The organism is Arcobacter iocasae, from assembly GCF_042214795.1.
GTDB classification, from domain to species: Bacteria; Campylobacterota; Campylobacteria; order Campylobacterales; family Arcobacteraceae; genus Arcobacter; species Arcobacter iocasae.
In genome coordinates, this window is record NZ_CP090177.1 from 2,805,206 (window position 1) to 2,818,216 (window position 13,011).

Genomic DNA, 13,011 nt, shown 5'->3' on the forward strand with positions numbered 1-13,011 from the left:
ATCATCTTTTTGCCCAACTCGGCGTTGAATATAGAATTTAAATGCTCATGTACGACTAGTACACTCCGCTTGAAATTCAATCTTCGCCTTGATTAGGACAAAAATATGATGGTTATTGTGTGTTTAACATATGGAAGGAATTCCATTACAGATAAAAAGGGTGATGGGACGAATCGTTTGGATTTAAATTAACTTGGAGAGAAAATGATAAAAAAAATAAATAAGATTAAAGATTTCGGTATTTATAGTGATTATAGATTTGCAAGGGAACATACACCAGAGTTTAAAAAGTTTAATCTAATTTATGGTTGGAATTATTCTGGAAAAACTACATTATCTAGAATATTTCGTTCTTTTGAATTGAAAGATTTTAGTTCTGGGTTTGAATTATCAGAATTTGAAATTGAAGGTATTGATGGTAATAAATTCTCTCAAACTAATTTAGTTAATAATAATCTTCCAATCAGAGTATTTAATTCTGATTTTATAGAAGATAACCTCAAGTGGACTAACGAGGCATTTAATCCTATATTTATTCTTGGTGAAGAAAATATTGAGACTCAAAATAATATTGAGTATAAAAAGAAAGTTTTAGAAAGATTAAAAAGATTTCAATCTTTTCATAATAAAAATAGTAGTTCAATAATAAAAAATTTAAATAAAAAGAAAACAGATGAATCTTCACGAATAAAGAATGATTTACTACAACTTGTTGAGGCTTTTGGAAAGACACAAATTGAAAAATTTATTAATAAAATAAATGAAACCGAAAGTGAATTAGATACATTTATTTTAGATGAAGAAAATTACAATAAAGAATTTGATACATATCATTCTAAAAATATGAAAAAAATATTAAATGAGAATATTGATTCTAGTTATAATTTTAGTGATTTAATAGAAAAGACAAAAGATTTTGTTTCAGAAATCATAGTTTATGAATCTATAGAAGAATTAAAAAATAATCCATTAATTGAAAGATGGGTAAAGACAGGTATTGAGTTACATACTGAAGAAAAAGAAGTATGTAAATTCTGTAAAAATCCAATAAGCAGTGAACTATGGAATGAGTTGGGAAAACATTTTACTCAAGAGAAAACACTATTTGAAGAAAAAGTTAATAAGTTAATACTTGATGTAGAAAATAGAAAAATCAAATTGAATATTGAAGATGAAGCAAATATTTATGATGATAAACAAGAACTTTATTTAGAATGTAAAAATTTTATTAATGAAGAAGTAGAAAAAATTAATAGTTTATTAGAGAGTTTAATAATAAGTTTAAAAGATAAGTTAAAAAAACTTGAGGAAAAAGAAGTTTTTGATATTGAAATACCAACAAATGAGTTAAATACTAAGCTAGAAATACTTGTAAATTATATAAAAGAGAACAATGAAACTACTAATAACTATGCTTTTTTAAGAGATGAAGCGAAAAGAAAGTTAATTTATCATTATACTGCTAAATTTATGGACTTAGTAAATTATAATAATGAAATTGAAAAAAGTGAAAACGAGGATGAAAAAATAAAAAAAGCAGAAATTTTAATTACAACAATAGATATTGAAATAAAAAGTTTAGAATCTGAAATTTCAGAATCATTAAAAGGTGCAGAAAAAATAAATGAGTATCTAAAAATATTTTTTACAAAAGAAGATATTAAAATTGAACCAACTGAAAGTGAAGATAATTATCAATTAAAAAGATATGGACAAGTTGCAAAGAACTTGAGTGAAGGAGAGAAAACAGCCATTTCATTTGCTTATTTTATGGCAAATCTAGAGAACAAAGATTATGAAGAAAATAGTTTAAATAATATGATTATATATTTAGATGATCCAATTTCTAGTTTAGATTCTAATCATTTAATAAATGTTTATGCATTTATTAAAAGAGTGTTAAATGATGCAAAACAGATTTTTATCTCAACACACAATTTTGAGTTTTTTAATTTGATTAAAGATTGGTTCAGTGAAAAAAATAACAGTGTAAATCAAGGAAACAGAAGAAGAGAACAAAATGGACAAGAACCAAAACCTTTACCTTGTGAATTTTTTATGATAAAAAATAAATTTGAATCAGACAAAAGAATAGCAACAATAACTGAACTAGAAAAAACTTTAAAAGATTTTAAATCAGAATATCAATATTTGTATTATTTATTATATGAATTTAATCAAAAAGATGACTTTTCAATAAGTGAACTTTACCAAATTAATAATATAGCAAGACGTTTTATTGAATTGTTTGCAACATTTAAAATACCAAGAAGTGGAGACTGGAAAGGGAAAATTGAGAAAATTTTAGCAGATAACAGTCTTCAGGTTGATATAGAAAAAGTTTATAAATTAACAAATACTTATTCTCATCAAACTAATCCAATGAGTGTAATTACACATATTGATAAAGTTGAGGCAAAAAGTGGATTAAAAATTTTATTCGAAATTATTGAAAAATCAGACAAAATGCATTTTGATGCATTACAAAAACATTGTGAAAATTTAGTATAGAAAAGGAATATAAATGTCAATATCAGAGAGTAAAAAAGAAAAAATAGGGTCAATTTTTAATGGTAATCAATTTGTCATCCCATCATATCAAAGAAAATATAGTTGGACAAATAAAGAAAGAAAAGAATTTTGGGATGATATAAAAGAGGCAAGTAAAAACTCAATGAATCATTTTTTTGGTACATTGATTTTTAAAAAAATCACAGATATTTCTAATTTATCTGAAGTATATGAAGTTATAGATGGGCAACAAAGAACAACAACCTTATTTATACTGTTAAATGAATTAATAAGTAAATTAGATGATAATGAAATAAAAGAAGATTTGTTTGAAACTTTTATTAAAAAAAGAGAAAAAATAAAGTTATTACCTTTAGGAAATGATGAAAATTTTCTAAAGATAATGCTTTTAGATTTTAATTCTATTAATTTTAAGAATATTGAAAAGAGAAGTCAAAAAAATCTATATAATGCAAAAAAGTTTTTTTCTGATTTACTAGAAAGTTATAATCAAGAAGAGACTATAAAACTAATTAATTTTATTAGAAATAATGTAGAAGTACTAGTAATGGTAGTACAGAGTCAGTCAGAAGCAATAAGAATGTTTGAAATAATTAATGATAGAGGACTTGCATTAAGTTATTTAGATAAAATTAAATCAATCTTAATGCTATATTCTACAATGTATTTAGATGATAAATTGAATAATCTAATTAACACATCATTTGAAAATATATTTGATGCAAATGATGAAATCATGAATAAAAAAGATGAATTAAAAATATTGAATAGATTTGATGAAGATGAAACATTATTCATTCATCATTATATAAAAGCAAAATCATATTTGTCAGATACTTGGAATTATAGAAATGGTGCTAAAACGATATTTGAAAGTATAAAAAACAAATGTGAGAAAGTTAAAACTAATACACAAGATTTAGAAAAATTTATAAGTGATTATGTTGAAGATTTTTCAAATTTTTCACAAAGTTATTCAAAATTAGTTCTTTCAATAAGAGATAATATCAAATATATTGAAGCATTTCAATTTTTAGAGTTTAGTGCAACTTTATATCCATTAATTGTTATTTTATTTCAACAAAATAAACTAGATGAGCTATTGGATATTTTAATTTCTGTAGAGTTAAGAGTTTATAAGTTTAAAGGAACTAATCCTAGAGCGGATATTCCTTATTTATGTAATGAGATTGTTAAAGAAGATTGGACAATAGAAGAAATAAAAGAACAGTTGGAGTGGTTTAGAGGAAAATTTTTAAATGATGGAAGTTTCAAATATAGTTTAAGTGAAAATATTTATGGTAATAATGCTATAAAATATATTTTATTAAAACATAATAATTCTTTGAATTCAAAAAAGATAACGTTATTTAAAGATTTTAACAATTTGCAAGTTGAGCATATTTTCCCTCAAGGAAGTGATAGCGGTGTCACCTTCGATGTAACATCTTTTGGCTTTGACGATAGTGAGGATTATGAATACACTAAAGATACTATTGGTAATTTAACATTATTAGAAAAAAATCTTAATTCTGGTAAAGAAGTATCAGATTTAACACCAGATGAAAAAGTTAGTGGTTATTTAAAATCAAAAGTTACAGAAACAAATTTATTAGCAAGTGAAATTGACAAAAATAGTTTTCAAAAAGTTAATGTTGAGTCTAGAAGTAAAAAAATAATTGAATTTTGTCTAAAAAACTTTTAACATGAACCTATCTAAATCCCTCTACACAAAAGGTATCCAGTGCCCCAAAGCACTTTGGCTTAAAAAATACAAGTCAAGTGTCTTAACACCACCAGATGAGCAAGCACAGGCTATATTTGAAACGGGAAATGTAGTAGGGGACTTAGCTTGCGAGCTTTTCCCTGATGGTAGGGAAGTGCCATATACTACAAACTATGATGAGATGATATTTACTACAAAAAAGTGGATGGAAGAGGGTATATCAAATATCTATGAAGGCATACTTATCATGGTAGATATTTTAGAGGTAGATAGTGATGGTGTATCTATCTATGAGGTTAAAAGTTCAACTGAAGTAAAAGATATATATCTTCATGATGTATCTATTCAGTATTATGTTTTACAAAACTTAGGTTTTAGTATAAAAAGTGCAAGTGTAGTACATATAGACAATGAGTATGTAAGAGGCGATGAACTAGATATCAATGAGCTTTTTAAAATAGTCGATGTCACAAGTGAAGTTGAGACTTTACAGTCAAATATCCCAAGCATATTAAAAGAGTTTGAAACCTATCTTGAAGATAAAGTAAATGAGCCAGATATAGATATAGGAAAACATTGTAACAAACCTTATGAGTGTGATGCTAAAAACTATTGTTGGAAAGTTCAAAGAGAGATACCTGATTATTCTGTATTTAATATCTTCAATCTAGGAAGTAAAAAGCAAGTTGAACTTTACACTCAAGGTATCATAAGATAGGGGTCAGGTGATAACGATAACACACTTGCTTAAGATTGAATTTCCAATTATAATTTTATAGATAAAGTTTGCGACTAACGCATTTTAGTCCAGACTTTGTTGAAGCCGAGCACTTTGTTTTTTAAAGCGGAAAAAGCCGAAACTGTTTGACGAAAAAAAGTGATAAACTCACTTTTTCGAGGAGTTTTGCAGGCTAGCTTTAAAAAGTGAAGAGGGAGGGAACTTCAGCTTCAACAACTCGTCTGGTTGCTTTTTGTCTTACTTTTTACAACTAAAAAGTGAGAAAGCGGAGAACTTTGTTCTTCAAGAGATGGAATGAATTTAAAAAATAAAAAACTTGGGGTCAGGAGATAACGATAACTTTCTTTTAAATTACATAGATTAGAATATTACAAAATGCAATATATATAAACAAAAATATTTTTTAATGTTATCATTCAAGAAATAAACTGGAGTATTTTATGGAAACTGAAAGATAGGGGTCAGGTGATAACGATAACTTTTTTAAATTATATAGATTTAGATATTACAAAGTGCAATACTTTTAAAATAAAAGGGTCAGGTGATAATGATAACACACTTGCTTAAGATTGAATTTCCAATTATAATTTTATAGATAAAGTTTGCGACTAGAGTATTTTAGTCCAGACTTTGTTGAAGCTGAGCACTTTGCTTTTTAAAGCGGAAAAAGCCGAAACTGTTTGACGAGAGAAAAGTGATAAATTCACTTTTTCAAGGAGTTTTGCAGGCTAGCTTTAAAAAGTAAAGTGGGAGGGAACTTTAGCTTCAACAATTCGTCTGGTTGCTTTTTGTCTTACTTTTTACAACTAAAAAGTGAGAAAGCGGAGAACTTTGTTCTTCAAGAGTTTTGCATACAGTTAAAACTATTTATAAAATATTATATTTCAAATAACTTTTTACTGTACATCTTTACTCATTCCGACTTTCTTTTGTGATGTTAATCCTGCTTGCAGGCAAAAAGAAAGTAGCAAAGAAATCACCCACAACATTTCGAAGGGAAACTATATTAATGCAAAAATATTTTCACATCTTTTTCTATTAGACTTTTAATATAAGAGTTTAAAGAAATGCCCATTTTTAAAGCATTTCTAACAGCAGCCATATGTAACTCACTTCCTGTTCGTACGTTGAAAACACCCTTAAAAGCTTTTTGAGGTTCACGCCCTAGTTGTTTGCAAGTTTCTATATACTCATCAACTGCATTTTTAAAGTTTTTTTCTAAATCATTCGCATTATTGGCTTCAAAAGTTACTAAATCATTTATCATATCTAACTTACCAAAGAAGCATTTGTCTTCTTGAGAGTATTCAATAGTGCCAATATATCCGTTGTATTCAATAGTATTAGACATTTAGATAATCTCCTTTAATTTATTCTGTATTTGTTTTATAATATAAACTTTTAAAATATCACTTGGATGTGGTTTATGAAGATTTAAAAGTAAATCTTTTTCTTTACTGTAAAATTTTATTGCAGAACCAGCACCTTCAATCTTTTCAAAGCCTAAAGAATTAAGTAATGAATTTAATTCTTTAAATGTTAAATCTTTTCTTGGAGGAATCTCCAGAAATTTTAATAAAAGTTTATCTTTTTTACTCATAATTATAGTACCATATTTTAGTTACAAATGCAAATAATATTTTGACATAATAAGAATTTTTAATTAAGACCATTATTTTCTCCTTTTATATTAGAAATATTAACTAGTTTTAGAAAAGATAATCAAAAAAATTACAATATGTAATAAATATAAGTAAAAAATAAGTTAGGTGATAATAATCCTTGTAAGAAATTGAATCTCTACCTTTAAATACATTAATAGGGTATTTTAATCTAGCCTTTAATCAAAAATTTGGACAGGTAACTCTAAATTTTAATCTAAATATATTACATCTAGATCTTCTTCTTGAGTATTATTTTTAATATATTCTAAAGCTTTAAGTGCAAGAATATATTTTATATTATTTACATCCACATTTTCAATAATCCAAAGTAAATAATCACTATCCACATCAACCCATTTATAATTAGAAAATTTTCCAAAACCAATCTTTTGGGTTTCTATTGGGGAGTTATATGTTTTTTCTAATTGTTCTTTGGCTTGTACATTCCCCATATCAGCAAGACCATTAAGATATTCAGTTGATAGTTTATCCCACTCTAAACCATTATATATACCAAAATCAATTGTATCTGACATCTAGATGATTCCTTTAGTTTATTTTATGATACTATTTTCTAGTTGGGGATATATTTAAAGCAAAAGTTGATTTGTGAATTTAATGTTAATTCTAGTACATTAGTCCTTCGTATAAATAACAAGTGATAGATAAATCACTAATCAAAAAGGAATTTTATGACTCTTTCTAAAGTCGATGATTATGGAATAAAAGAATGGCATCCCGTGACTAAAATAGTATTAGGGTTTATAATTCTCTATACTTATATCGCTATAGCTTCTATTCCTTTATACTATGCAGAAATTAATTCTATCAAGGCAAATATCTCATCGTATAGGGATGCTTTTTGGTTATTACAAATGGCAGCTAGTACAATAGGTTTTGGAGATGTTTATCCTACTACTGAAATAGGAAGAGCAATTGTGGCTGTCTCATTTTATGTTGGTGTTGGAATAGCAGGTTTTATTGGTGCTACTATTGCTGGATTTTTTACAGATTTTACAGATAAATCAGTTCAAAATAGAGAGCTACGAAGACAAAATGAACAAATAATTGAATTACTGAAGAAACAAGAAAAAGGCTTTTTTGAAAAAGAATTATAGGAATTATATTCTTGAGTTTGAATATTCACAAGCGAGGCTAAGAAAAGCTTTAGAATAAGCTAGGCTAAATAGCCTAACTTACTTTTTATATCACTCCAAGTTTATTTAAAAACAATAAAACTATTGCAATAGGTACAATAAATCTTATTAAAACTAGCCAGATTTTAAATACTGTTTGGGGAACATATTTTGTAAAGATTTGTTTTAATTTGTTTGTATCTGTAAAGAAACCTAAGAAGATACAAGTTATAAATCCTGATATTGGCATAGCTATAGAAGAAGTTAAATAATCCAACCAATCAAACAAATTTTTATCAAAGAATGTTAATAAAGAACCATACTCTTTACTCATAGATAATAAAGCAAAAATACCTAAAATATAAAAAAATGATCCAGCAATTACAGTTGCCTTTTTTCTTGTTATTTTATATGTTTCCATTAAATACATTAATGGTGGTTCTAGTAGTGAAACTGCTGATGTAATACCTGCAAATAATAAGGCTACAAAAAAAGCTAAAGCAATTATTTGTCCAAATATTCCCCATCCTCCAAATATTAATGGTAATGATATAAATACAAGACCAGGACCAGCTGTACTTTTTGCACCTGCTGCAAAAAGGAAAGAAAAGATGATAACTCCTGCAATTAATGCAACAGCTGTATCAACCATCGCAACCATTATAGAAGACTTTATAAAGTTTCCATCTTTTGGCATAGAAGCAGAGTAAGTGATAATAATAGCCATACCAAGAGACAATGTAAAAAATGCTTGTCCTACAGCTGCTAAAATTGCATTTTCGTCTATTTTTGACCAGTCAGGCATAAACATAAACTCTAAAGCTTGAGAAAAAGAATCAAGGGTAAAAGAGTATGCTAATAGACCCAAAAGAATAATTGCAAGTAAAGGCATTAAGATTAAATTTAATTTTTCAATACCATTTTTTACACCCTTTGAAATAATATAAATCACTGTTGCAGTAACAATAGTATGAAATAAAATTTGTAATCCTATCTTTTCAGTAATTAGTGTTGTAAATACTGTTTTGGATTCTTCTAAAGTAGTTGGAAGTCCTGTAAAAGATATAATAATGTAATTTAAAATCCAACCAATAATAAAAGCATAAAAAGATAAAATTACAATTCCAGAAAATATTTGAAATCCTGCCCATCTCCAGTTTTTGTTTTTTGATTTTGAAACAATTTGATATGCAGATGCTGCGTTTGCTCTTGCTTCTCTACCTATATACGATTCTGCAATAAAAATTGTTAGACCAATAAAAGCAATAGCTAACAAATAGATAATTACAAAAGCTCCTCCACCATTCTCTCCTGTTACATAGGGGAACTTCCAAATATTACCAAGTCCAACAGCAGATCCTGCCGCTGCTAAAATAAATCCGACTCGTGAGAATTTATTCACCATCCAAACCCTTTTTTTAATTTTTTTTTATTATAGTGAAATAAAAATGAGATTTAGGGTAAATTTAGCGATTTAAGGAGCGATTTAGGATTTAGAGCTAGGGGAGAAATAATAATTACATTTTTAAAATATATTTATTAATGTTATTATATAAAAAATAAACTAGAGTATCTCATGGAAACGGAGCATATAAATTTACTAAAAATAGATGATATTATGCATATAATACTTTTAAAACCAAAAGTTTTGTAACAGAAATTACTAGTATAATACAAAAAATAAACTCATAAATTCAAATGATGAAGGTAAGTAAATGAACCTATCCAAATCCCTCTACACAAAAGGCATCCAATGTCCCAAAGCACTTTGGCTTAAAAAATACAAGCCAAGTGTATTAACCCCACCTGACGAGCAAGCGCAGGCTATATTTGATACAGGAAATATAGTAGGGGACTTTGCTTGTCAACTTTTCCCTGATGGTAAAGAAGTACCTTTTACAAGGGAATATGATGAGATGATTGCTACAACTAAAAAGTGGCTTGATGAGGGATTGTCTAATATCTATGAAGCTACTTTTAATTATGAGGGTATTTTAGTCATGGTGGATATTTTGACTATAAGTGAGAGTGAAGTATCTATCTATGAAGTTAAAAGCTCAACTGAGGTAAAAGATATATATCTTCATGATGTATCTATTCAGTATTATGTTCTTAAGAGTTTGGGTTATAAAATAAAAAGTGCTCATGTGGTACATATAAATAATGAATATGTAAGAGGTGATGAGCTAGATATAAATGAGCTTTTTAAAATAGTAGATGTCACAAGTGAAGTTGAAACAATGCAAACAAATATTCCAAATATCTTAAAAGAGTTTGAAACATATCTAAGTGATAAAGAAAATGAACCAAATATTGATATAGGAAAACATTGTAATAAACCTTATGAATGTGATGCTAAAAACTATTGTTGGAAAGTACAAAGAGAAATTCCAGATTATTCTATATTTAATATCTTCAATCTTGGAAGTAAAAAACAAATCGAACTTTACAATCAAGGTATCATAGATATAGGTGATATTCCACAAGATTTTGATATGACTGCAAATCAAAAACAAGCAGTAGAAAACTATAAATTAAAAGTAAGCTACATAGACAAAGAAAATATCAAAGACTTTTTAGAAAGTCTAACTTATCCAATCTACCACTTAGACTTTGAAACTTACCAACAAGCCATACCACAATACAAAGGACTAAAACCCTTTGAACAAATCCCTTTCCAATATTCACTTCATATAGAGCATGAAGATGGAACGCTAGAGCATACAGAGTATTTGGCACAAGATGGAGTAGATAGTAGATATGAACTAGCTCAAAGGTTATGTGATGATATACCAAATGAAGGTACAGTACTAGCTTATAACATGAGCTTTGAAAAGGGTGTGATAAAAAGACTATCAAACTCATTTGCTGACCTTGAAGAGCAATTATTAGCTATAAATGAAAACATACAAGACCTAATGACACCTTTTCAAAAGAAATGGTTCGTAACTCCAAGTATGAACGGAAGCTACTCTATAAAGTATGTCCTACCAGCACTTGTACCAGAGTTTGAAAAAGCTTATAAAGACCTTGTTGGTGTACAAAATGGAAGCCAAGCTATGAATGCCTTTGCCAGTATGAGTAAGCTAGAAGAGGGTGAAAAGATGAAACTTAGAAGTTCACTTTTACAGTACTGTAAACTTGATACTTTGGCTATGGTGAAAGTGTTGGAGAGATTGAAAAATATATTTTTATGATATTAAAGTTTTTAATTAAAAAGCTTTAATATCATAAAAAGTATTTATTTAAAAATCTTTTTATAAATATTTAAAATAGTATCCAAAAGAGCAGCTATGACTGGACCTAAAATAATACCTATAGGCCCAAAGGATGTGATTCCTCCAAGGATAGATATTAGTATTACAATATCGGGAAGTTTTGCGTCATTTCCAACAATCCATGGTCGTAAAAGATTATCAACCAAACCTACTACTAATGTCCCCCATATAATAAGACCTATTCCCCATCCCATACTACCTGTAACTATAAGATATATAGCTGCTGGTAACCACACTAAGGGAGCCCCTAATCCTGGAACAGAAGAGAGAAGAAAAACGATAGTTCCCCAAAATACAGGTCCATCAATTCCTGTAACCCAAAATGCTATTCCTACTAAAAGAGCTTGAATGACTCCAATAACTACTATGCCTTTAAGTGATGCTCTAGTGACCATTACTCCACGGTTCATAAGTTTGTCATAATCTTTTTTAGAAAGAGGGAGTAAAGAGGCAAGTGAGTCTAATAATTCTCGTCCATGTATTAGAAAGTAAAACATTGCATAAAGCATAATGAATAAACTCATAATAAAACCAACTGTTCCTTTAGTAGCACTTGATAAACTTGAAACTAACCAGCTACCCATTGCACTAGTTGCATCAGATGCTTTCTTTAAAATAGTCTCATTTAGAGAATTAAACTTTTCTTGTAAAGGTAACCAATCAGGCAGTTGTTGACTTATAGAGAGATTATTGTCTAAGATTTCTTTTACTATGGGACTTGTTTTTTGACTAAATTGAATTGCTTCTTTTGTTACCATACCTGTAAGCCCTGCCAAGGGAAAACCTATAGCCAAAATAGATATAATTAGCACAGTAATAGCTGCCAATGCAGATTTGTTTTTGAAATAAAAAAGAATCTTACGATAAAGAGGATAAAGTAGTCCTGTAAAGATTGCTGCAAGTACAAGAGCTATTAAAAACTCTTTTATCATTCCAATGAAGCCCATTAAAACTATGAACAACAACAGTAGTATAAAAGCTTTTTGAAACCTATCGGGTATATTTCCTTGCATCATTAAGTTCCTTTGGTATCATATAACTATTATAATATAACAATATTCTAATTAAATTCTAGAAAATAAAGTTACTATTTTTCATCCAAAATTCTATCTTCCATTTTTGAAATAGCAGATCTTAATATTTTACTATCAAAACCAAATTCTTCTGCTTTTGTAACTGCCTCTTCAATAATTTTAGAATCAAAAGGTTTTACTATATTACATAGTTTTTTTACAACATGTAAAATTTGAGCATGTTTTTTATGTTCTGGTAGAGCTTTATTGGGATTGTCACTAAATTTTATATAATTGATAATATTTTTAGTCAAATTCCAGTGTTTAAATATAGCAGAAGTAACTTCTGCTGTTGTCATACCAACATACTCTTTTTCAATGATATCTAATTTATCAAAATTATTCAAAATCTTTTGTGAGAACTCTTGGGTTTTATTCTCTTCTACAATGGCATTATTTATGATAAATTTTCCACTCTCTTGCAAAAAAGCAGAGAGGACTAATTCATTTCTTAGTTCATTGTCAAGTCTTCCAATCCAAAGATTTACAAGGTTTGATTGCATATTTGCTATTCTCAAAAAATCATCACTTGAAGCATTGTATGCATTTAAATCACTATCTAAAGCTCTTTTTATACCACTTCCTAAAGCAATAGAAATTGTAAAATTAACACCCAATAAATTAACTGCTCTATTTAAAGTATCAACTTTGCTCACAAATCCAAACATTGCAGAATTTGCTGTTTTTAATATACTTGAAACCATAAGAGGATCTTGTTCAATAATTTTACTTAATGCTTCAATATCATAATTACTAGTACTTTTAAAATCTTCAATATCAAGTAAGGTTTTAGGTAAAGGAGCCAAGGTATCAATCTTTTTTAGAAGTTCAATGTATGTCATATAAATCCTTAAATATAATAG

10 protein-coding genes and 1 pseudogene are annotated in these 13,011 nt (G+C 27.8%); 5 read left to right on the forward strand and 6 right to left on the reverse strand.

Translation table 11 applies throughout. The features are described from left to right. Nucleotides 1-204: 204 nt before the first annotated feature. The 3 genes and pseudogenes from LXN10_RS14110 to LXN10_RS14120 all read left to right on the forward strand — a co-directional run. On the forward strand, nucleotides 205-2,511 hold the full coding sequence (locus tag LXN10_RS14110; RefSeq protein WP_375723620.1) for an AAA family ATPase: 2,307 nt from the start codon (nucleotides 205-207) through the stop codon (nucleotides 2,509-2,511). Nucleotides 2,512-2,524: 13 nt separating this feature from the next. Next, the gene (locus LXN10_RS14115; RefSeq protein WP_375723621.1) at nucleotides 2,525-4,237 is read left to right on the forward strand and encodes a DUF262 domain-containing protein; all 1,713 of its coding nucleotides are present in this window, start codon (nucleotides 2,525-2,527) and stop codon (nucleotides 4,235-4,237) included. A gap of 1 nt (nucleotide 4,238) precedes the next feature. Then, a pseudogene (locus LXN10_RS14120) lies at nucleotides 4,239-4,970 on the forward strand (DUF2779 domain-containing protein); the annotation flags it as partial. Nucleotides 4,971-6,003: 1,033 nt separating this feature from the next. Here the strand turns inward: LXN10_RS14120 and LXN10_RS14125 are convergent. The 3 genes from LXN10_RS14125 to LXN10_RS14135 all read right to left on the reverse strand — a co-directional run bounded on the left by LXN10_RS14125 (nucleotide 6,004) and on the right by LXN10_RS14135 (nucleotide 7,197). Next, nucleotides 6,004-6,348 (reverse strand): type II toxin-antitoxin system HicB family antitoxin, encoded by a 345-nt coding sequence (locus tag LXN10_RS14125; protein WP_129101326.1) that lies wholly within the window; start codon nucleotides 6,346-6,348, stop codon nucleotides 6,004-6,006. Next, nucleotides 6,349-6,597 carry a type II toxin-antitoxin system HicA family toxin gene (locus LXN10_RS14130; RefSeq protein WP_129101325.1) on the reverse strand — a complete coding sequence of 83 codons (249 nt, stop codon included), beginning with the start codon at nucleotides 6,595-6,597 and terminating at the stop codon, nucleotides 6,349-6,351. It abuts the gene before it with no gap. Nucleotides 6,598-6,870: 273 nt separating this feature from the next. Continuing rightward, nucleotides 6,871-7,197: a hypothetical protein gene (locus LXN10_RS14135; protein ID WP_375723622.1), complete on the reverse strand. Its 327-nt coding sequence runs from the start codon at nucleotides 7,195-7,197 to the stop codon at nucleotides 6,871-6,873. A gap of 156 nt (nucleotides 7,198-7,353) precedes the next feature. Here LXN10_RS14135 and LXN10_RS14140 point away from each other — a divergent pair, with 156 nt between their 5' ends. After that, on the forward strand, nucleotides 7,354-7,779 hold the full coding sequence (locus tag LXN10_RS14140; protein ID WP_375723623.1) for an ion channel: 426 nt from the start codon (nucleotides 7,354-7,356) through the stop codon (nucleotides 7,777-7,779). 85 nt (nucleotides 7,780-7,864) lie between these two features. Here the strand turns inward: LXN10_RS14140 and LXN10_RS14145 are convergent, their stop codons facing one another. After that, complete coding sequence (locus tag LXN10_RS14145; RefSeq protein ID WP_375723624.1) at nucleotides 7,865-9,202, reverse strand: sodium-dependent transporter; 1,338 nt, start codon at nucleotides 9,200-9,202, stop codon at nucleotides 7,865-7,867. 310 nt (nucleotides 9,203-9,512) lie between these two features. Between LXN10_RS14145 and LXN10_RS14150 the strand changes: the two genes are divergently transcribed. Then, the gene (locus LXN10_RS14150; RefSeq protein ID WP_375723625.1) at nucleotides 9,513-10,994 is read left to right on the forward strand and encodes a DUF2779 domain-containing protein; all 1,482 of its coding nucleotides are present in this window, start codon (nucleotides 9,513-9,515) and stop codon (nucleotides 10,992-10,994) included. A gap of 44 nt (nucleotides 10,995-11,038) precedes the next feature. Here the strand turns inward: LXN10_RS14150 and LXN10_RS14155 are convergent, their stop codons facing one another. Next, a complete protein-coding gene (locus LXN10_RS14155; RefSeq protein ID WP_375723626.1) occupies nucleotides 11,039-12,091 on the reverse strand; it encodes an AI-2E family transporter in 1,053 nt (350 codons plus the stop codon). Between the two features lie 71 nt (nucleotides 12,092-12,162). Beyond that, nucleotides 12,163-12,990, reverse strand: a complete 828-nt coding sequence (locus LXN10_RS14160; RefSeq protein WP_375723627.1) for an HDOD domain-containing protein — start codon at nucleotides 12,988-12,990, stop codon at nucleotides 12,163-12,165. Nucleotides 12,991-13,011 lie beyond the last annotated feature (21 nt).